Genomic DNA, 21888 nt, shown 5'->3' with positions numbered 1-21888 from the left:
CATCTAAATCTTAATGTACCTCCTCATGCACAGCTTTAGGCGTTTCACCTGTTCGTTTATTGCCTGCCCACACGTCTTGCAGGTAGCGTCCTTCTGCTTGAAGCTGAATGAGCCAGTCTTTTGCTTGCTGCATCGTTGCTCCCTGCACCTCCTGATATGCTTGCTTTAAAGTCTCTTCTACCGCAGGAGCCATCTGGCTTCCATCCCCGCATACGTAGAGTTTTCCTTTGTTCATCAGCATGTGAATCAACTGTTCGGAATTCCCCTTCATCAGATGCTGTACATACGTTTTTGGCTTGCCATCAGCACGAGAAAAAGCAGTGTGTAGCTTCACGATCCCTTCCCTTTCGTATTGCTCAAGCTCCTGACGATATATGAAATCTGAATCATTCCTGCACCCAAAGAACAAATGCGCCTCACTCAGTGGCAAACCTCTCTGTTTCATGACAGCTCTTGCCTGGAGGAAACCTCTGAACGGTGCAACCCCCGTTCCCGGTCCTACCATGATCATCGGAACGTCAGCCTCTTCCGATAGAATAAATTCGGATTCAGGTGTGCGTACAAACATCAGTATACGTTCTCCGGATGGGCAACCGGCGAGATACGATGAAGCAACTCCATGGTATTCGCCCCTGCCACTCCATGCAGGCTCTTTTACTACCGATACGGTTATGCTCGCTTGCCCGGAATTCAGGCTTGGCGAGCTGGATATTGAATAGTATCTGGGCTTAAGCGGAGGCAATAGTTCAAGGAACTTTTCGAAAGGCAACTCACACGCCTCATATTTTTCTAACAGGTCCAACATGGTGATTCGATTGGCAAGAATATAATCCCTGTAGCTGTTTTCGTCCAACATGCCTTCCAGTTCACGCTTATGAGGTGGACATACCGTATGATTAGCTAACTCCTGCAACTGCGCTCTGGTAACAGGTGTCTGCAATTCCACACAGTGAGTGAGCAACTCATGTACCTTGACGGGACGGTTCAGTGGGAGGTGTGTAAGGTGGCTGACGTCCGAAGTTAATTGGATCTGAATATCCCCACGTAGTCCGAACCGACTGAGTATCCGATCCACATTCTGCTTCTGATTGCTAGGCAACACACCGAGATGGTCACCTTCTCTATAACTCATGCCTTCTGGCAGTAATACTTCGATGTGACGCGTGCTTCTTCCACTTCCCGGCGCCTGAAGCTCTTTATTAACTACCACCGTGGCATAGCTGGCATCATAAGTTCGTGCAAGTGGCATATCCGTTTTCTCGTGGACAATCTCCATTTGAAGTCTGCTTGTGCTTGGTAGGGTTGGCTTCACTACTTCCGTGTTGATCCCCAAGACACTCAATATCTGAGGCCACAACGTATGCTGCCACGCTTCAACTTGTTTCTCCATATCACCTCCGGCATCAGCTTCACCGCGGGATAACAGTCTTTTACCTCCCAGTTCTTCAAGCCTCTCATCGATTAATCGCGGAATGCTCTGATACGTCCCGGACCAACTCCGATCTCCACAGCCCAGAACGGCATAGTTCACATCCCGCGCTTCCTCTGACTCCGCTCCCTTCAACCAGTCAACAAATGCCGCTGCATTTTGCGGTGGTTTACCGTTATAGGAAGCAGTGACGATGAGAACTACTCCCTGGCGGGGTATGCGGCCAACCCACTCATTCAGAGTGGCTTCTTCACTTGGAATTCCATATGAACGACCTTTCTCCACAAGCTCTCTGGCAATGCCTTCTGCCGTTCCCAGATTGGAACCATATAACACCAGGAGCGATGAGTTAGTATCTGCTTCAACGGTCAGGGTATCTCCCGTCTGGGTGTCACTTGCTATTTTTTTATGAAAAACAGGAGCAGGTTTCTCGTCTACATATAAAGTAGCCTTATTCATCGTTTGCGAAGCGGCGCGCGCTTTCACCTGGATTCTGAAGTCTCCCGGCTTCAACGTCAGCGTCTGTTTAACATCCAATTCATAATTGCTGTAATCGATCAGCTCAAAATGTTTGAGGACCATACCAAGCACAAGTGTTGCTTCATATAAAGCAAACTGCATGCCGATACACGCTCTCTCCCCATTACCAAAAGGTTTATATGCATGGTGAGGTACTTTCGTCGTATCTTCAAATCGCTCTGGACGGAAAAGTTCCGCATCCTCTCCCCATGCCTCTTTGTCACGGTGAAGCTGAGGCAGAAGAATACTGCAACTTTCCCCTTTCTTCAAGGGATATTTGCCACCTATAACCGTGTCTTCTTTGGCATATACGTCAAATCCCGGAGCGGTTGGCCAGAGACGTAGCGATTCACTGAGAATCATGCGAATGTATGGAAGCTGAAGAATTTCCTCGTACTGTGGTGAGTCACTGACCAATATCTGATCTACCTCGTCATACGCCTTTTGAAGTGATTCCGGATTTTTCAATAAAAAATATAGGGCAAAGGATAACAAACCACTCGTCGTTTCATGTCCGGCAATAAGAAATGTAATAATCTGATAACGGATGTTCTCATCATCCAGCATTTCTCCTGTCTCCGGATCTTTGCCATTCAGCATACGTGCGAGCAAGTCGACCTCTCCTGGTGCTGAACTCGCTTTACGTTCCTCTATAATCTGATCTACCAGAGAGAACATCGTCTGAATATCCTCCTGGAACTGTCGTTTGGTTTTCACCATAAGCAGATTCTGAATTTTCAAACGTGAACTCTTCTGCATAGCTTCATTTAATGCCCGAACCATGCTTTCAATAAAAGGACTGTGGTCCTGTCTGTAAAAACTGTTAAACCGATAATTGAATCCACATAGTCCAATGGTATCCAACGTAAGGCGTGTCATATCATCCGCCACATCAATCGTATCGTTGGAATTGAGGCGTGCCCATTTGTTGATCAGCTGTTCGGCAATATCAACCATCATGGGATGATAACCTTTCATGGCCTGTTTGCTGAAGGTGGGAAGCAGTATGTTATGGGCCTTTTTCCAGTTGGGCTCCGATGTTCTGCTTGTAAATAAACCATCGCCTCCAAAGGCACGTACATTTTTGAGTTCATTGTATACATATTTGTCAAAACGGGACACATCGCACAACTCAGCGACAAGATCTGGCCCAGATACGATTAAACCGGAATAACCGGGAACCGTAAGTCGATATATTGGTCCATGCTGTTCAGCCAGAACACCTAGCGACAACGTTGGTTTATCTTTATCAATCAAAGGCAGATTGCCAAGTGGTCCATACATTTTGGGCTGTGGAATGTAAGTTGCATCACTCATGATGATCACCTACTAACTGTGCGCCGTGGAGCAAGGTATTCGTTAGCCATATGATGGCTGTTCTGCTTTCATTCATAAGTGATCTCTCCTTTGATGATTTTATAAATGATAGTAATTTTTATCATTTGATAACACAATAAACCAAAATTGATTTAATATCAAATTTTCTTCCGGCTGAATTACTTTCAATTGAACCGTTCAACGTTTAAATAAATTGAATAACAACAAATAGAGGATTGCATATGCAATCCCCTACTGTATGAACCAATGACGTTATGATTCAATGACGTTTTAATTTATTCTAATGATGACTTGGCTCATCCCACTTCTCGAAATTCAATTCATTATTAATGCTTACCGCAGACAATGCCCCCAGAGATGCAGCCGTGATTGCCTGATACATCTCGGAAGCTGCATCACCAGCACTGTATACACCTGCTACTGATGTTTTTCCTGAAGCATCAACGATAACCGTTCCCGATTCTGTAATTTCACAACCGATGGCCTTTGGCAGTTCTGATCCGGTAAACAGTTTCGGTTGGAAGAAAACTCCTGTGCATGGAATCGCTGTACCGTCATTTAGTACAACTTGCTGTACCATCCCTTCTTCAGAGTTAATAGATTGAATCGGTGCATCGAATACAGTAACATGATGCTGATTCAGCTCTTCACGCTGCTCATCAGTTAAGGAATCTGATCCATTCGTACAGATCGTATAACGTTCTGTCCAGCCGGATATGACTTTTGCCATATGTAATGCCTTATCTCCACTAACGATGATGACCAGCGATTGGTCTCTTAACTCCCATCCATCACAATATGGACACACAAACGCACTTTTACCGTAGACCTCTGTTAATCCGTTAATATCCAAGGGAAGGTCTTTCTTACCTACCGCAAACAAAATCTTTTTCGTGTGATAACTTGCCCCCTGTGTAGTCTTAACTACAAAATCACCATCGCTACCTGTTATCGCTGTTGCCGTATCGGATGCAAATTGAACTGAGGGATAAGCTGCAATCTGTTCTTTGGCAGCTTTCCGGAATTCACGTGGACTTGCCCCATCTCTTGTCACAAACCCATGAGTCTCCCTTGTAACCCAGTTACGCGGTGTCTCATCATCAATGACCACAACGTTCTTGCGGGCCCTGCCAAGTACTAGGGCTGCATTAAGCCCCGCTGGTCCTCCACCAATAATAAGTACATCCAAGAGTTGATTCATACTACTCATATTATTCACCCTTTCCAGACATTTAATATCCCTAATAAAGATTTAAATATAACCTCCGCTCTCTCTTAAGAAAGTAATATCGGAGATTTACAAGAACACATTTAAAAATGACTATTAAAGATATCTTATATCCACAATAAACAAAACCTAACCATTTTGCAACATATATCTTTAACTACTTTCTTCAATCCAGCCTGTGTGAGTTGAATAAAAGATTATTTACACTTACACTACAATGACAGAACAAACTTTAAATCACTGTTATACCCTGATTTTTCGATTCTCTCCTGTAACACAGAAATAATTATTTAACAATTAAAAAAAACCTTGTTTTTAAATTGTTCACAATCAAATGACATTATTTTAAATACTAAAACGTTAATTAAATCACATAGTGTATTGAATGGTATAATAGCGACATAATATATAAGTATAGATATAGGAAGTGAGTTCTTGAAAACATTGAACAATGGTTCACAGACCAATATCAGCCTGGAGTATAGCTCGATTCCGAAAGTATTCTTCGATACGATCAAAATCGGAATCATCAAGTCCAACCTGATCGCCATGTTTGCGGGTTTAAGTTTGGCTTTATATGTATTTGATGCTTCAATCTTAGCTAATATTGTACCAATCATCCTTTCCTTTATTGGGTCTTCTCTCATTATTGGAGCTGCAGGGGTGTTTAACAACTTGTATGATCGTGATATTGATGCGATCATGGAACGTACGAAGAAACGTCCTACCGTTACGGGACGCGTAGATACCAAGTCGGGTCTAATTCTCGGTATTGCAATCACCATCATCGGGGGCATCATGTTGTACATCGCTTCCCCATCCGCTGCTGTATTTGGTATTTTGGGTCTGTTGCTGTACGTGTTCCCTTACACAATGTGGACCAAACGTACAACGATCTACAACACGGAAGTGGGAAGTCTTTCGGGTGCTGTGCCTCCGCTCATCGGTTGGGCAGCCATTTCACCGGAACTGGGTCATTTCGAGATCTGGGCATTGGTCGTTACAATGCTCTTATGGCAAATGCCTCACTTCTACGGGATTGCGATTCGTCGTTTTGACGAATACAAAGCTGCTGGTGTTCCCATGCTGCCCGTCGTTAAAGGCATCAGACGGACATACATTCAGACGAATGTGTATCTGGTACTTTTACTGATCTCCAGCTTTTTGTTCTGGCCGATGAGCCCATTTGTCGCTATTGTGGCATTTCTGGTCAGCTTGGCCTGGCTCATTCTTAGTGTGGCTACCTTTGATAAGAAAGAAACAGAGAAATGGTCCAAACGGATGTTTATCTTCTCCATTAACCATATCACTATTATCTTCCTGGTGATCATTGCGTATTCCCTGATTGCTCAAATGATGAGATAAAAATATTCCATCGTTCCACTCGTTATAACGATAAAAAGCCTTACAGACTGTACTCTTTCAAGGAGTCGTCTGTAAGGCTTTTTTGTTTTCTTATTATCTTTTCTAAATTTTTAAAGCTAACCAACTTTGGCGGGAGTTTGCTCCCCTTGCCACAGCAACTGCATCTCTTCATTGGTGGCAAGCAATTCGGCCAAACTTCCCTCGGCTTCAATGCGTCCATCTTTCATCACGATAATGTGATCTGCTTTGGAAAGTGCTGCCCTGCGGTGAGAAACTGCGATGCAGGTGACATCCGGCTCTTGGAACAGCCCTTCCCATACTTGTTGTTCTGTCTCCACATCCAGTGCACTGGACAGGTCATCAAAGATAAACAGGTCCGCCTCCGTCATTAACATGCGTCCTGTGGCCGCGCGCTGAATCTGCCCGCCTGACAGCATCACCCCTCTTGGACCAACCGGGGTCTCAAGCCCCTGATCCAGATGTTTGATATCCTTCTCCATCACAGCCAGACGAATGGCTTTTTCAAGGGCTTGCTCGGTGTTACCCTGTTTGCCCTGGACGATATTTTCTTTCAACGTATCACTAAACAGTCTTGGCACTTGCGGGGTATACGCCGCTCTAGGCGGCATCAGGAATGTGGCTGGATCAACAGCCGCTCCATTCCAGTGAATGTCCCCTTTTTGCTTGGGTAGCAGTCCAAGAAGTGTTCGTACAAGCGTTGATTTACCTGACCCGATCCGTCCTGTAATCACAAGAAATTGTCCGCGTTTCAGACGGAAACTGATCTCTTCTATGCCATTTGAAGAATTCGGATATTGATAAGTCAGCTTATTCACCTCAAGAGATTGCAACTTCTCCTTAGGGTCCCTCTGTTCACTTACAAGCTCCGGCGGATCTTCATACAGATAGATTTCTCTCGAATCCATGATCTGGTCTTCTTCCCCCGGGCGGAATAGCTTACGCATACGATCATACGATACCTTGAGCCTTTTGTGCTGAAACACCATATAACCAAACAGTGAAATGCTAAATCCGATATTGGCCAGATAACTGGTGAATAAGGCAAAATCACCTACGGTAAAGTTCCCTGCTTTCATCTCAGCTGCACACATCAGTAGAATCAATCCGGTACAGATACTTAGAACATGCTGATTCATCGATCTCATCCACTGCTTGAACAGATTGTCTCGAAGTGCAGCCTGGCGACGATCTTCATTCAACTGGTTAAAACGTGAAGAGACATTCTCTTCGGCCTGACCCAGTTTCAGGGCTTGCACTGCTCCAAACGTTTCCGCAATAAAACTGGTAATTCGCCCAGTCGCTTCACGATTAACCTGTGCATACTTCCGAGCCCGATTTCCGGACAGGTTGTTAAGTAAGGTCACGACCACCAATGGCAGCACGGCAACCAATGTGATCTGCCAATTAATGTTCGCCATAATGACGATGGATACAACAGCAAATACAAGCCGTCCCCAGAAGTCCACCCATGATTCTACATACTCGACGACTTCATCGACATCATCCCGAAAGCGACTCATTGCCTCCCCTGGTGAAGCCGGAAGATTACGCCCCGGCCAGCGCATGATCGCTGCGAGCATGTTGGTTCGCAAAATCGCCTGAACATGATACAGATACGTAACCCATGCATAGAAGGCTACAAAAAATGTGCCCACCCGTGCCATTCGGACCAAAGCAATAAAGATAAGCGGCACAGCAAGCCACATGTAGTCATTTGACCCCACTGTTGTGCGATCAAAAAACCATTGCATTCCAATACCAATGGCTAGCGGCAAGGAATGAAATATACACCATAACAATCCGTTGATTACAAATAACAAAGGCCTGAATCGAAACAAACGGCCTATAAATCCTGCTACAGTCATGCCAATTCCTCCTCTCGGCCTGTAATGAGCAGTCTGGCATAGTGAGATGCCGGGTTACTGGCAAGTTCTTCTCTCGCTCCAAACTCCAGTACCTTCCCATCACCGAGCACCATAATCCGGTCAACTTTCTCCAGCGTAGCCAGTCGGTGAGCAATAATGACTCCGGTGGATTGTTTCATTAACTGATCAATTGCAGATTGCAGCATACCTTCGGTCGCGGCATCCAGACGTGACGAAGGCTCATCCAGAATAACCAGACTTGGTTCGGTCAGGAATACGCGGGTTAAGGCAAATAACTGTGCTTCCCCTGCCGACAATGAAGCTCCACCTGCAGCCAGATACGTATCAAGTCCTTCTGGTTGTGAATTAATCCATTGGCTAAGTCCAAGGCGATCCGTCGTCTCCTTGATCATCTGATCCGATACATCTCCATTAAACAGGGTCAGGTTATCACGCAGCGTGCCATCAAACAACTGCACATCCTGTGTCACCATTCCCACCCGGCGATAGAGCGCTTGTAATGAAAGCTTTGTGATATCCGTTCCACCTACACGGATCGTGCCCCGATCCAGATTGTACAGGCGGAGAAGAACACGACTAAGACTCGATTTGCCGCTACCTGTGCGACCGATGATTCCCAGACGTTCACCAGGTTTAATGGCAAAAGTAATGTCCTGCAATACCGGTTTATCCTGGTTATAACTGAAATGTACCTGACTGAATTCCAATCCAAGCGGTCCTTCAGGCAATTGCTCCTCTGTACCCTCTTGAATCACACTCTGCATGGACAACAGCTCTCTGGAGCGCAGCATGCCTGATTTTGCTTTTTGGAACTCCTGCACCTGATCTCCAAGCATCTCAATCGGATCATTCAGCATCTGCGTATATTGGTAGATCAGAAATAATGTTCCGATACTAATTAGACCTTCCATATAATAATGCACACCCAGCAAAAGCACCGCAGTGACCGCCAGAGCGAACAGAACTACCGTGGTATTCCACGGAATAACCCGTAGCAGCCAGGCTTTTCTCCCCTTAAGGAATACCGTGCGCATCGTGCGGTAAAAGCGGTTCATCACATACGGCACATGACCATTCGCTTGCACATCTTCAATCCCGGCAATGCGTTCTTCAATTAATCCGAACAGAGAGGCACTTGCCGCCCGCTCATTTTTGGAAGAGTCCACGCCCAGATTTCGGATGAAGACCATGAACAGGATCGATAATAATGTGAACACGGTCATAACCAAAGCAATAGGCACATTGACACTGAACATGAACCCGAGAATTCCGGCCAGCAGTACAAAACTCCCGATCACTTGCACAATGAACATCGCGAAAAAATTGGAGATACTCGTTACGTCACCATCTACACGTTCAATCATCTCTCCAGGTGTTTTCACATTATGAAAACGCATATCAAGACGCAGGCAGTGCTTCAGCAGATCTCCGCGCAGTTGATTCGTGGCCCGCCAGGCCACGTCGTTCCCCAAATAACTGACCGCTACCGTGATGAGTTGATTAAACACGGCAACAACCAGAAATATTCCTGCGAGCTGAACAAGATTGGTGAGGACTCCCCCACTTGCTGCTGTATCGATAAATCGTTTGATAATCTGTGGATTCAAGAGCTGAAGCCCCGTTGATGTGAGCAACATGATTAAAAGTAAGGCCAGCCGTCCTTTGACTGGTTTTAGATAGCGCAGCAGCCATGACATGGAGCTTTTCTCTGTTTTGGGCACAGGTCCCACCTCTTTATTGGTTTATTTATATAAAATGAACTAAAGAACATTACACTGTAACTACGATGACAGAATAACCTTTTGGTCGCTGTTATCTACACTAGGATGAGTCATACATAATGACATTAAAATCGGGATTTCCCGCCCATAATTGATATGTAGAACGCATGTTGACCATTGTACACTCTCCTTTTTAACAAGTTAGTTTTTTATAAAATAAAGCTCCAAACGCTCCTTTCCATGTGAACGGATTGGTGGAATGCATGCAAAAAAGCCATAGATGAACTAATGTTCATCTACAGCTTGTAACCAAAAGAGACCGGATGAAATGCAAAGCATTTCCCGTATTTCCTCTGCATCGCAATAATGATGAGCGTCCACGACAGGGGTGCACAAACATGACTGTCCCAACGCGATCATTGCAAAATAATTGGATTAATGTCACTATGCTCATGCGTATTCAGTTATCGATTCGAAATCTGTATAGGCATAAACATAATCATCATCCCACCCGTTTCACATATTTGTTGTTTATTGTATTCGCTGGACTAACATTCGTCAAGATAATTTTAACTGAATTGTTATTTAATTCATGTCATTAATCTTTTCAACTTCCGCTACATACTTAATGATGTGGATTCGGCTTGCTTCTCTCTAACAAAAAGACGTCTATGTGCGATCAGAAGAAAAGGTACTCCCAGTGCAGTCGTCAGCGCAATAGGTACAAAAACGGCCAGCCCATTCTCCGCTCCAAATTGACTTAGCAACAACCCTCCCATGACAGGAGCAATGACACTACCGATATTATTGAAGCCGATGGTACCGAAATACGTCCCTTTCCATTCCGGCTTTGCAATCCGGTCGATGAGCATATCCATCATCGTGAACAACAATACTTCCCCAATGGTAAATAGTATGACACTCATCATCATCATGAGTACACCTTCAGCGATTCCAACCATCATCAGACTGGTTGCGACCAGCAGGTTACCCACAATCAGAGGAACAAGCGGTGGAAAGTTTCGGAAGGTTCGCACAAGCGGATACTGAATAATCAGTACCGTCACCGCATTCAGGGAAAGCATGTACGAGAACATCTGACTTCCATTTTCAAAGATCGGGCTCCTCGCCAAGTACTGTGCCAACGTAGAACTAAAGTGCCCGTAACCCAGAACACAAAATGTGGTACCGATTAATACTGGCAGAAACACCCGGTCGCGACCAGTGGTTATGAGTGCTTCACGCAAACGTGGTGCGGTTGCCTGATGACGCTCTGGCAGATTGGCATGCTGTAGCTTGAATTGCAGAAATAATACAAGTCCATAGGCTATGTATATCAAGCCGGAAATCACAAATGGGAACGTTGATTCAGATGATCCCAGCTGAAATCCGATAATTGGCCCAAAGACCACACCAAGATTAACTGCAGCATATCTGAGGTTGAACACCAGCAATTTGTTCTCCGGAGAAGTAATATCCGATAACAGGGCTCTGGAGGTGGGCTCAAATACTGCACGGCATAATCCGTTTAACGTATTGGCAACAAAGAACACCCATAGATGCTCTGCTGCTGAAAAAATGAAAAATACACCTGCCCAGCTAAATACCGAGATTAACATCACGATTTTGCGACCGATCCGGTCCGAAATATAACCTCCATAAAAGCTGACCATTACACCTGCCAGCGAGCTAACCGCCACAGTAATACCGGTCTGGGTCGGTGTAGCCTCTAGTACACGTGTTAGATAGATGGATAGAAACGGAATACTCATTGACGTTACAAGACGTCCAAACATGGTTCCGATAATGATGGTCCATGCCAAGGGGTGAATTTGCCTTAAATATTGCTTCATGCGAACTTCTCCTATTCTTTCTAAGTGCTTCAATTCGGGGTGATTTAACACCCTCTTCTAATGAGTGTTCAAAAAGTCCGGTTTTCAGAACTTTTTGAACTACCTCTTCTAATGTATAATTGTAAGGATAAAAGGGGGAAAGAAAAGTGTAAACATATGACTACACTTTTCACCTTTAATAGAGGAGTCATGACCATGGATACCCTACATACACACTTTATAAGGCTCGCCGGGGCCGAACAGCTTTCATTTAAGCTTCATGAACCTGTAGCGGTAACGATTGATAGCCTGTCCGCTGCCTTGTGCTGCACCCCACGTAATGTGAAATTCATTCTCAGAAAATTGGAGGAACAAGGCTTTATCCATTGGCAACCCGGGCGTGGTCGTGGACATCATTCGGAGTTAACGATGCTGCGAAGCATGAATGAAGCGCTGGAAGCGAGTTTTACCGAACTTCTGGCTAAAGGCAAAATGAAAGACGCCATTGAACTCATCGGAACCGTTCAGATGCATGATTCACTGCGAGAACAGCTCATGCTCTCCCTCCATCAACAGATGGGATTTCACAGCCACGATGAAACTGCCTCAGGTCAGGATATTTTGCGCATCATGAGGTCACGCCAGTTAGGTGATCTTGACCCAGCCTTTGTTTATACTGCATTTGAAACCTACCTATTAAGCCAGGTCTGTAATACATTAATCACTTATGATGCCAAGACGGAATCATTCTTGCCAGCACTAGCTCACATGTGGGAATGCAGCGAGGACCATCGATTATGGACCTTCTATCTCCGAAAAGGTGTACGTTTCCACAATGGTCGTGTCATGACATCCCGGGATGTCCAAGCGACGTTGCAACGATTGGTTGATGTGCATAGTCCGTCCATCTGGTTGTATCGGGATATTGAACGAGCGGAAGTAGCTGGCGATTACTGCATCAAGTTTGTTCTACATCGTCCTAGTCGGTTTTTCTTGCATCTGTTCAGTTGTATTCGGATGACAATCCTGCCCTACGATTACAATGTAACCAATACATTAATAGGTACCGGTCCTTTTCAGATCTCTGAGCTGAATGAAGATGTGCTGGAGCTTACCGCTTTTGATGCGTACTACGGCATCCGGCCACATCTGGATCAAGTCCATTTCTGGTTTGTGCCTGACCTGAGTCCGAATGATCGCTATTATGAGCTACCGGGTACAGATCGATTGAGTCTCACAACAGGCTGTGATCAGACGAATAGTATCAATTATCCGGCGCTGGGTTGTCAGTATATGCTGTTCAATTTTCACAAGGAAGGCATCCATCATCATCCCCTATTTCGACAAGCCCTGCGTATCGTCTATGATTCGGTCGCGCTTGTCCGAGATCTCGGCGGGAATCGGATCACACCGGCCAACAGCTTCCTTCCCTGGAAAAGTGCAGCCCAAGACTGGACCGTTGCTTCTCTTGAACATGCTCGTGAATTACTGCATAACTGCGGGTACCAAGGTGAGAAGATAACATTATCGTACAAGCATAATAAGGATGCAGACGTTGCGGAGTGGTTCCAACGTCGTGCAGCGTCCATCGGTCTGAACATCAGCATGCAGGCCGTTGTGGATTATTTCAACTCAGAGGAAACCACGAACGCACAATTGATCCTCGCTGAAGAGATACTGGAGGAAGATTGGCAGTACGGCATGATTCATTTTTTCAAAAACCTGTCCAACCATTTTCATATGTGTATGTCTCCTGCATTCCAGTCTCTACTGGATGACAAACTGGATCATTTCGCTAAGCTTCATCGGGCAGAACGTACTGCGCTCCTGGATGAAGCTGAAGCCTTGCTAAGTGATCACTGCTGGATCTTGCATGGCTGTCACATGAACAAGCAGGCTGAACTGGATCAGAGCATCTTCGGCATGCAGACAGCAGAATTCGGATATATGGACATCTCCAAACTGTGGATCAAAAATCTTTAGGAATTTGTCCATAGTCGCATCTGTGGGATACAGGGGTGGAGGACAAAATCATGGAACAGCAAAAAAAAGCTGCTAGCCTATTTACAATAAGCTAACAGCTTTTTTGCTCATGAATCCATTTTTAGGACACTCAGAGATTATTTTTGATGTAATAGGTCTCCAATGCTTGCATAATGGACTCGATTTTGATCGGTTTGCTGATATACGCATCCATGCCTGCCTTCAAGCAGTTTTCCATGTCCCCTCTTACCGCATTTGCAGTTACCGCAATAATGTATGGACAACTCTCGGGGTGCAAAGAATTTTTAATCGCTTTTGTCGCTTCGAATCCATTAAGCCTTGGCATATGCACATCCATGAAGACGATATCATATGAATTTTGTTTGACCGCCTCGACTGCCTCAACACCGTCCGCCACATGATCCACGAAGTGCCCTTTTTTCTCAACGATTCTGCTAAGGACGAGCTGATTCACCTCATTGTCTTCTGCAATTAAAATCCGCAAGGCTGATGTTCTGCTCTTCTTCTGCTGTTGATCTAACCTTTTGCTCTCTTCACCGTTATTTAATTTAAATTGGGCGGTAAATATAAATATTGTACCCGGTTCATCCGATTCCTCGATCCAGATCTTCCCCTGCATAAGCTCCACCAGTTTCTTGCTAATGGCAAGGCCAAGACCGGTACCTTGAGGTTTGCGGGTCATAAAATTGTCCAGTTGGTAGAAAGGTTCAAATAATTGTTGTTTCCTCTCAACCGGAATCCCAATGCCCGAATCCTTTACCTGAAAATAAAGCTGCACGTTATTGCCGGACTGCTCCTTAACCCCAACTTTAACTTCCACGCCGCCTTCTGAAGTGAATTTGACCGCGTTGCCAATGATATTGGTAAGTACCTGTTTAAGACGATAAGCATCACCATACACCGGAGTTGGAATAGCATCTTCTACGCACATACGAACATCCAGCTTCTTTTCACGAGCCAGCGGTTTTACGATTTGCACCGTCTCGGTTACGATCTCAACGAGATCAAAAGGATCTTCTACCAGATCGGTTTTTCCCGACTCGATTTTGGAAAAATCAAGAATATCATTAATGATGGCAAGCAAGGAATCTCCACTCTTCTGGATGATTTCAATATATTCCTTTTGCTCCCCGCTAAGTCCAGGAGTATCCAGGAGCAAATCCGTCATCCCAATTACACCGTTCATAGGTGTACGGATTTCATGGCTCATCATCGCCAAAAATTCACTTTTGGCCTTATTCATTCTCTCCGCTGTCTCTTTGGCTACCAGCAGTTTTTTCTGCTCCGTAATATCCTTCGCTATCAGGTAAAACCCGACATTGGACTTATTAACAATGATTGGAGCAAGCGTAGCCAAGACTTCTGTCTCAGATCCATCCGTGTGCCGAACAGCGTTGATCTCCTTTTCAGCCATCTCATAATCACTGCCCAGAATCAGACCCAGATTACTGGCTCCGATAAATCTGCTTATGCTTGTACCGATCATTTCAGCCACGGGACAACCCGTCATTTTCACCGCTACTGGATTTGCATTCATAATATTACCATCCATGTTAAACGAGATAATGGCGTCATGATTGTATTTCTTAAGCGAAGTGTATCGCTCCACAGATTCCTGCAATTTAAATTCGATGCGTTTGCGTTCAGTGATATCCTGTAGTGTTCCGTTTAGCTGGACTGGCTGACGATGCTCATCAAGCGTAATCAATCCACGCAGGTGAAGATACTTCTCATTTCCATCAGAGCTGATGTGTTTGTATTCAAAATCGAGCGGTTCACCCTGTTTTACCCCTGTAATATGTTTTTGTAAAGAGGCTATATCTTCGGCATCCATAACATTAAAAACATCACTTATACGATATGGTTTGCAGGTGCGTTCAAGTTCAAAAATCTCAAAGATCTGATCTGAAAATGTAATATGGTCTTTGACCATATCCCATTCCCAACTACCAATTAAGGCAATCCGTTCAGCCTCTGCACTGATATCCTTTTGTTTTTTTCGCTCTGATATATCTCGTCCAATTGTAAAAATCTGCTGTTCATGATCCGCATCACCAAAGACCTTGTATGTGGTTTCAAACCAAAGATAATGCCCGTCTTTATGGCGGACTCTGATATTCAACAGATTACCTTTAGTCAAATCCATCTGTGAGATCCGTTCCAGATCTTGTGGGTGAAAGGAAGCATTATTGTTTCGGCCAATGACTTCTTCCGGGGAATAACCCAATATTTGTTGGACTGACGGTGAGCAGAACCGACAAACTCCCTCTGAATCGGCAATATAGATGATCTCCTGAGCATGATCCGTAATAAGTTTGAACATTTCTTCACTATGGAGAAGTTTTTGTTCAGACAGTTTACGATTGGAAATATCAACAATATGGCAAACGGAATAAAGAGGTTCATCCGTAATTTCGCTTCGAACCAAGGAAACATGTATTGAACACCATAAGATGTCACCATTTTTATTAATGTAACGTTTTTCGTATTGATTTTCTTTTGATTTACCTTCAAATAACTCATAACTACAGATCATATCTTGTGACGAATCATCCGGATGTGTAATATCCTGATACGTGAGATTCATTAATTCATCACTTGTATAACCTAGCATACAGCAAAAAGCAGGGTTCACTTTCATCCATTGCCCTGTTGGAGCAACGAGTGCAATCCCAATAGGCGCTTGGTTATATATCTGCTCGAACAATTCATGATGATCGACCTTTTGAACCTGCATTGTAAGTTCTCCTTTTGGCATATAGACTCCATATAAAGATTGTCGAAATCTAAAGTTTTTACTGATATAAGATGTTCTATAAAAATTAGTCAGATTTAAAACAACAGTACCTGCTTAATACCCAGAATTTCAGTTATTGAAACAAATCTTTTTAAGAGATTTGTGTCTTTAAAACCAAACAAGGTCCGGAATCCATTCATATGGAATCCCGACCTTTGTCATTATATATCATAATAAGTCATACGCAACACGGAATCGTTAGTAAAACAGGTTAGCGCTCGCGACCAACAAGATAATCCAATAAATGTCTCAAGAAGGGAATAGGTTTCGCCATCTCGTTCAATGCATCTGTCGCAAGACAATAATGCTCCCACATCTCTTTTTTCGCGCCTTCATCACCAAGAATGGACACAAAGGTTGAATTGTTGTTCCGCTCATCCTGACCTGCAGGTTTCCCAAGAATGAGGTGATTGCCCTCGAAATCCAGCAAGTCGTCCTTGATCTGGAAGGCGATCCCCGCATGATAAGCGAACTTCTTCAGTGTAGCCATCTCCGGTTCCTTCACTTGGGCAAGTATCGCTGGCATGACCAGGGCAGCTTCGAAGGCAATGCCTGTTTTGTAAAAACAGATCATGTTCAACTGCTCAAGAGTTAACACTTTGCCTTTGGAGTTCAGATCCATCGCCTGCCCCATACACATATCCTCTGCTTTTTCAGCCGAATACTGAATGAGCGTTAGCACGGTTGCCGCATCAAAGCGATTCAATGAGGATTGCTCTCCTATCGCCTTCTGAATGAGAAACAGACCGGTAAGCTCTGCTGTGGCGCTATTGTGTACCTGGTGCAGCGTGGAACGTCCACGTCTTGTCGAAGCATTATCCTGCGTAGGCAGATCATCAAAGATCAGGGAAGCGGTGTGCATGTACTCCAGCGATCTTAGCAGCGGAACGATGGATGACTCAGGTAGACCATACTCGCGCACGCCCATAACCCAAGTTAATATCGGACGTAGCCTTTTTCCGTCGCCTTGCAAACTGTAATTGGCTGCATCGATCAGCGTTTCTTTCATCTCATGAAGACCACCGGGCTTGGCAATCTGCAACTCCACATTAATCTGTTCGCGAACCGTTCGAATGGTCTGTTTGAACTCCTCTTTCTCCTGCTTGTCATTTTTCAATTGAAGCACGACCTGATCCCGTAACAATTTATCAAGAAAATCAACGTCATCCGCTTTTCGCACCATCTGTTGAACCAGTTGATTGAATTCAGGCTGCCCAGAAGCAAAGATCGTCATCACTTCATCATATTTCTGCTGCCCCAACCGTTCTTTACAACGTTTCAGCCCGTTGATCGCACGATCCAGTATGACCTCACGGGTCTTGGCATCCGAGTTGTACACATCATGGATTAGATGAGAGATGACTGCCCAATACAATTCATATGGATTAATCAGATCAGGGCGCAAATCTCGATACTTCAAATAGTACGTATAAGGAGTTACTGCCCCTTCTTCCATATCGTCAAACATATCGGCAAAATCATCGGCCAACTGATTATATATCCCGTAATAAAACGTCCGCAGATCAAATCCTTCATCCACCGGTGCACTGAGAACAGACCGGACGATTAATCGGGAAGAAGAAGATTTGATAATAATCGGAATGTACAATTCTTCATTGGTATAATTTGCATTGGCTAATTTCTTGTTGCGATCGATCTCCTGAGACTGAAAGAACACATAGGATTGCTCTAAGAACGTGCGCTGTTTCTCTGGATGCTGGTAGTTCTTAATGTACTCAAATGCTTCCCGAAGCTCGGAATGTACATATTCAATCACTTCAAGGTTGCTGCCTTTCCACTCCCCCAGATCAGGTACGACCCCGGTAAGAAGTGCATCACGTATCATCAGGGAATATTGTTCTTTTTCCTGAACAGTCAAAGCCTGTGAATCCAGCAAGTCATCCACAAATGGATATGTCAAACCGTACGAATAACCAAGTCGGATCGCCGCATCAAATCTCCGGGCACGTTCTTCAGGTGGTGTCTGCTCATTCATCTCATCGTCCACATGAAGGACCACGCCGAGAATAATCTTGATCAGCTTCCGCTGCGCCTGCTCTGCATCCAGCTCCTTCGGGATGTTCGATGCTACATTCTTTAATTTGTTCATCACCCAGATGACAGCTGTTTCAATGTGCTCCTTCTGTCCCCACCGGTACAACGCAGCCAGACTGATATAATCGGGCTGTCCTTTGCGCCCAGTGGCAGAGCCCATAAAGTATTTTTTGGTATTCTGGACAATGTGCTGAATTCGGGCCTGCGTATCCGGAGAATCAAGGGCTTGCCCCAGATCCCTCATATAAATATAGGAGATACTCCGATCCAGGTAATCATCCAGCTTTCCTGTAGTATTCAGCCAGTGGATATATCTATGAACATCCCGGGGATCCGGTTTTCTTTTGCTAGGTGATAAAAGAGAAAGCCAGGCAAAACGATGAATATGTTTCTTTTGCCATACATGAATATCTTGGGTAAGTGCTGTTGTATACGTATTATCCATAAGTTGCTGCCTAAGAGAAGTAAAATACTGAGATGCTTTCTGCTCAGCTAGCCGATATCCTGCATCAGCCTGTTCTGTAAGTACGTTATTCATAGGGTGGATACCTCAACTTCTATTAATGTTAAACATGTATCCATGAAAGGAGATGAGGTGCTCCATGGACGAAAACTGAACTCATTTGATCGTGTATCCAACGCTTCAGCTCATGTTCATAACCTTTATACGGCGATCCAACCGTTTGGTTACGAAATCGTCACTGCTCATTCCCATATACGTGATTTTACAGAATGGATGACCAGACTTTGACCGCTGTGATGGCGATAAGTACGATTAATGCATATCGAAGTACCCTCACATTGATCATCGAACTAACCCGTGAACCAAGGGATGCCCCCAGCAGACTTCCGATCACCGTATAGATAATGGGTTCTAGCGGAATGTCCCCGCCCGTAATTTTACCTATAACGCCGCCAATGGCGGAGATAAATACAATTGCCAGTGAAGAAGCAATCGTTGTTCGTACGGGGATGTTGAGAATCGTCAGCATGATGGGAATAAGGATAAAGGCACCACCCGCACCAACAATTCCTGATACAATTCCTACTGCAAAAGCAGTACCTGCTGCAATCCATCGGTTAAACACCAGTGGAGCTGAGGTATCAAGCTTTCCCTTTCCGGGAATCAGCATAAGCACAATCGCCATGATCGCCAGAATGCCATAGATCAGATTAATAACCCTTCCGTCCAGGTGACCGGATATGAACCCGCCGATCAGACTGCCAGCAAGAATGCTGGAGCCCATGTACAGCACCAAACCGCGGTGAACGATCGCCCCACCACTTCTACCCGTTTTTACTTTTCTGCGGAATGCAATCACACCGGCAAGTGAAGCGAAAAACACTTGAAACATACTAATCGAAGATACCTGATGTGCTGAGAATGGCTCCAATCCCATCCAGGATGGAACATATAACAACAGCGGATAATTGATAATGGCCCCACCAATGCCCAACAAACCGGAGAAGAATGAACCGACCAGACCCAGTATAAACATGATGATAAAAAGCAGAAGATCCATCGGTTATGCGCTTCCTTTCGTGCAATTTAAATCTCATCTCGATACCACTCAAAAGTGCTATACAAGGTGAATATAATCCGTTATAATGAAAACCAAGTAAATTAATCCGAAATGAGTGATTAAGCATGTTTAACGTGTTGAAGACTCTTTTTGAAAATAAATGTCCACAGTGCAACGAAAAATTACAAGTTCATAACGATGCGTTGTGCTCGACCAAAACCTGTTCTCAATGTCATTACAAAGAAGAGAGCTATGGCTCTCTCGGCGTTCGAATTGTATATGACACACCACAAAATGATAAAAAGATACAACCTTGCTAATTGTATCACGATCTCTGAATTTTCGGGATGATTCGACAAACTTATTTCCATCTCACATGCTACGATTACTTTATAATGAAAATACAAAAACGGTGCAAAACGAATAAATCGTTCTGCACCGTTTTTTTCTGTTTTTTGAGATGAGTTCTCTTAATTTTAGAAGGTTATTTATTTGGTTTTGAAGCTGAGGAATCCATCATCTACGGCTACGGTTGTACCGTTCACTGCGCTTGCTGCATCACTGAACAGGAATGTAACCACACTGGCTACTTTCTCCGGTTGAATGAGCTCTCCACGCATATGTTGAGTAGCAAGTGCATCTTTCATGGCTTTGTCATCACCCAGAATCGGTGTTTCGATAAAGCCAGGTGCTACACCAACTACACGAATTCCATGCTCAGCAAGTTCCAATGCACCGGATTTGGACATCATAACAACAGCAGCCTTGGCTGCGTTGTAGTTGAAGCTGCCTACTGCAGCAACACTTCCATAGATCGAAGCTGTATTTACAATGGTACCTTGTACATTTAATTCAACCATTTTTTTCGCGCCATAATACATGCCGTAGTATACACTGTGCTGATCTACATCAATGACTCTGTGATAGGATTCCGGGTCCATCTCCAGAAATGGCTTCACAAGTCCAATGCCTGCGTTATTGAAAATACCGCTTAACGTACCATATTGCTCTACGGTCCAGTCAATCAGGGCTTTGATCTCGTCCCCTTTGGATACATCCACTTTGTACGCGCCCGCTGTTCCGCCTGCTGCTTCAATCTCTGCCGCAAGCTTCTTCGCTCCGTCTTCATTATAGTCAGCGACAACAATAGTCGCACCTTGATCCGAAAGTTGAAGTGCTGTCTCTTTACCAATACCACTGGCTCCACCTGTAATAATGATTACTTTTCCATTGTGCTCCGTCATGACTCAGCTCTCCTTTGGCAAAATATATTTAGGTACAGTTGAAAACTTATAGTAAGTAACTATATTTTATTAACTTATAAACTTATCATACGCCTCTGTCCCAACCTTGTCAAAACATAGATCATCTTCACATAAATATGAGATAAATGTCATATACATCTCCTATTTACATGATATAGTCTAGCTCCTCTGATATTAAATATGCATCCGTTTTCGGAAAATAAAAAAAGCGAGCATAACGGTAATTCAATCATTCCGATATCTCGCCATTCTCAAGTATACGATTACAAATTGATTGTCTTAAGGTGCTAAGAACAATTCAATTTATTCACCCTGAAGTCCGCTAAGCGGATCTTTCAAATTATTGATATTGGTGATCAGTTCAGGAATGCCTGTCTTCTCCCAATTTTCTGCCGTAAAACCTTGCTCTGCAATTGTATTTTCGAAATTGTCCACTACTTCTGTTAATTGAGTATTGTAACTAACCAGATTCTCATGAATGCTCTCTCCTATTGCAGGAGCAGTCAACTGAGAAAATTCACTTGCTTCTGCTTGGATCAGATCGATTTTCTCCTGAATCTGCGTTGTAATCTCCGGATTATTCACCGCACCCGATGCAAGCTCTTGCAGATCAGCCCCGGCGTTTGATACCTGTTCTATATAATCAGTAGCCCCACTCACATAATCTAAACTTTGATTAGCTTGTTCCACGACTGAACAGGCCGAAATCAAAAGAATACTTGATGCAATAAGCCCTGTCATCATTAATGTGTGCTTTCTTTTTCTTATAGACATGATCATCTCCCCTTCTCCTAATCGGAATCCTTGTTCCAAGTCCATGATACCTGTTCAGACTGCTTCATTGCAAATGGGTCTGCAGCCAACGTTATTAACATGTATAATAGTAAAATCACACGGTAAAGGGA

Annotated in this window: 11 protein-coding genes and 1 pseudogene; 2 read left to right on the top strand and 10 right to left on the bottom strand. The window is 44.2% G+C overall.

Going from position 1 to position 21888, the window contains the following annotated elements; translation table 11 throughout:
* Window positions 1–10: 10 nt before the first annotated feature.
* Window positions 11–3265, bottom strand: coding sequence for a bifunctional cytochrome P450/NADPH--P450 reductase (locus QNO02_RS13370; RefSeq protein ID WP_289392355.1), 3255 nt, complete (start codon window positions 3263–3265; stop codon window positions 11–13).
* Window positions 3266–3566: 301 nt separating this feature from the next.
* Window positions 3567–4487 (bottom strand): NAD(P)/FAD-dependent oxidoreductase, encoded by a 921-nt coding sequence (locus tag QNO02_RS13365; protein ID WP_289392766.1) that lies wholly within the window; start codon window positions 4485–4487, stop codon window positions 3567–3569.
* Window positions 4488–4949: 462 nt separating this feature from the next.
* Here QNO02_RS13365 and cyoE point away from each other — a divergent pair, with 462 nt between their 5' ends.
* Window positions 4950–5879: a heme o synthase gene (cyoE, locus tag QNO02_RS13360; protein ID WP_036608378.1), complete on the top strand. Its 930-nt coding sequence runs from the start codon at window positions 4950–4952 to the stop codon at window positions 5877–5879.
* Window positions 5880–5995: 116 nt separating this feature from the next.
* On the opposite strand, the gene QNO02_RS13355 is transcribed toward cyoE, so the two are convergent.
* The 3 genes from QNO02_RS13355 to QNO02_RS13345 form a co-directional block, all read right to left on the bottom strand.
* A complete protein-coding gene (locus QNO02_RS13355) occupies window positions 5996–7765 on the bottom strand; it encodes an ABC transporter ATP-binding protein (RefSeq protein WP_249910845.1) in 1770 nt (589 codons plus the stop codon).
* Window positions 7762–9507: an ABC transporter ATP-binding protein gene (locus QNO02_RS13350; RefSeq protein WP_289392353.1), complete on the bottom strand. Its 1746-nt coding sequence runs from the start codon at window positions 9505–9507 to the stop codon at window positions 7762–7764. Before QNO02_RS13350 ends, QNO02_RS13355 begins: the two co-directional genes overlap by 4 nt.
* 617 nt (window positions 9508–10124) lie before the next feature.
* Complete coding sequence (locus QNO02_RS13345; protein ID WP_289392352.1) at window positions 10125–11360, bottom strand: MDR family MFS transporter; 1236 nt, start codon at window positions 11358–11360, stop codon at window positions 10125–10127.
* A gap of 195 nt (window positions 11361–11555) precedes the next feature.
* On the opposite strand from QNO02_RS13345, the gene QNO02_RS13340 reads away from it, so the two are divergent.
* Entirely contained in the window at window positions 11556–13322 is a 1767-nt protein-coding gene (locus tag QNO02_RS13340; protein WP_289392351.1) for an ABC transporter substrate-binding protein, read from the top strand.
* 130 nt (window positions 13323–13452) lie between these two features.
* Here the strand turns inward: QNO02_RS13340 and QNO02_RS13335 are convergent, their stop codons facing one another.
* The 5 genes and pseudogenes from QNO02_RS13335 to QNO02_RS13315 all read right to left on the bottom strand — a co-directional run bounded on the left by QNO02_RS13335 (window position 13453) and on the right by QNO02_RS13315 (window position 21763).
* Entirely contained in the window at window positions 13453–16080 is a 2628-nt protein-coding gene (locus QNO02_RS13335) for a PAS domain S-box protein (RefSeq protein ID WP_289392350.1), read from the bottom strand.
* Window positions 16081–16351: 271 nt separating this feature from the next.
* Window positions 16352–17083 (bottom strand): annotated as a pseudogene (locus tag QNO02_RS30390) (polyprenyl synthetase family protein); the annotation flags it as partial.
* 1837 nt (window positions 17084–18920) lie between these two features.
* Window positions 18921–19718, bottom strand: a complete 798-nt coding sequence (locus QNO02_RS13325; protein WP_091031027.1) for a sulfite exporter TauE/SafE family protein — start codon at window positions 19716–19718, stop codon at window positions 18921–18923.
* A 488-nt stretch (window positions 19719–20206) separates the two neighbouring features.
* Window positions 20207–20962 carry an SDR family NAD(P)-dependent oxidoreductase gene (locus tag QNO02_RS13320; protein WP_133384598.1) on the bottom strand — a complete coding sequence of 252 codons (756 nt, stop codon included), beginning with the start codon at window positions 20960–20962 and terminating at the stop codon, window positions 20207–20209.
* Window positions 20963–21286: 324 nt separating this feature from the next.
* Entirely contained in the window at window positions 21287–21763 is a 477-nt protein-coding gene (locus QNO02_RS13315) for a DUF6376 family protein (RefSeq protein WP_289392347.1), read from the bottom strand.
* Window positions 21764–21888: the final 125 nt, after the last annotated feature.

This window comes from Paenibacillus sp. PK1-4R (assembly GCF_030369595.1).
Classification (GTDB): Bacteria; Bacillota; Bacilli; order Paenibacillales; family Paenibacillaceae; genus Paenibacillus.
The sequence above is the reverse complement of the archived record's forward strand: the minus strand, read 5'-3'. Positions and strand labels throughout refer to the sequence as shown.

Bases quoted from the DNA above. Each gene is read 5' to 3' on its own strand.
- QNO02_RS13345 (WP_289392352.1), bottom strand. From the start codon at position 11,360: ATGAAGCAATATTTAAGGCAAATTCACCCCTTGGCATGGACCATCATT.
- QNO02_RS13365 (WP_289392766.1), bottom strand. From the start codon at position 4,487: ATGAATCAACTCTTGGATGTACTTATTATTGGTGGAGGACCAGCGGGG.
- QNO02_RS13315 (WP_289392347.1), bottom strand. From the start codon at position 21,763: ATGATCATGTCTATAAGAAAAAGAAAGCACACATTAATGATGACAGGG.
- QNO02_RS13370 (WP_289392355.1), bottom strand. From the start codon at position 3,265: ATGAGTGATGCAACTTACATTCCACAGCCCAAAATGTATGGACCACTT.
- QNO02_RS13320 (WP_133384598.1), bottom strand. From the start codon at position 20,962: ATGACGGAGCACAATGGAAAAGTAATCATTATTACAGGTGGAGCCAGT.
- QNO02_RS13355 (WP_249910845.1), bottom strand. From the start codon at position 7,765: ATGACTGTAGCAGGATTTATAGGCCGTTTGTTTCGATTCAGGCCTTTG.
- QNO02_RS13340 (WP_289392351.1), top strand. From the start codon at position 11,556: ATGGATACCCTACATACACACTTTATAAGGCTCGCCGGGGCCGAACAG.
- QNO02_RS13335 (WP_289392350.1), bottom strand. From the start codon at position 16,080: ATGCAGGTTCAAAAGGTCGATCATCATGAATTGTTCGAGCAGATATAT.
- QNO02_RS13325 (WP_091031027.1), bottom strand. From the start codon at position 19,718: ATGGATCTTCTGCTTTTTATCATCATGTTTATACTGGGTCTGGTCGGT.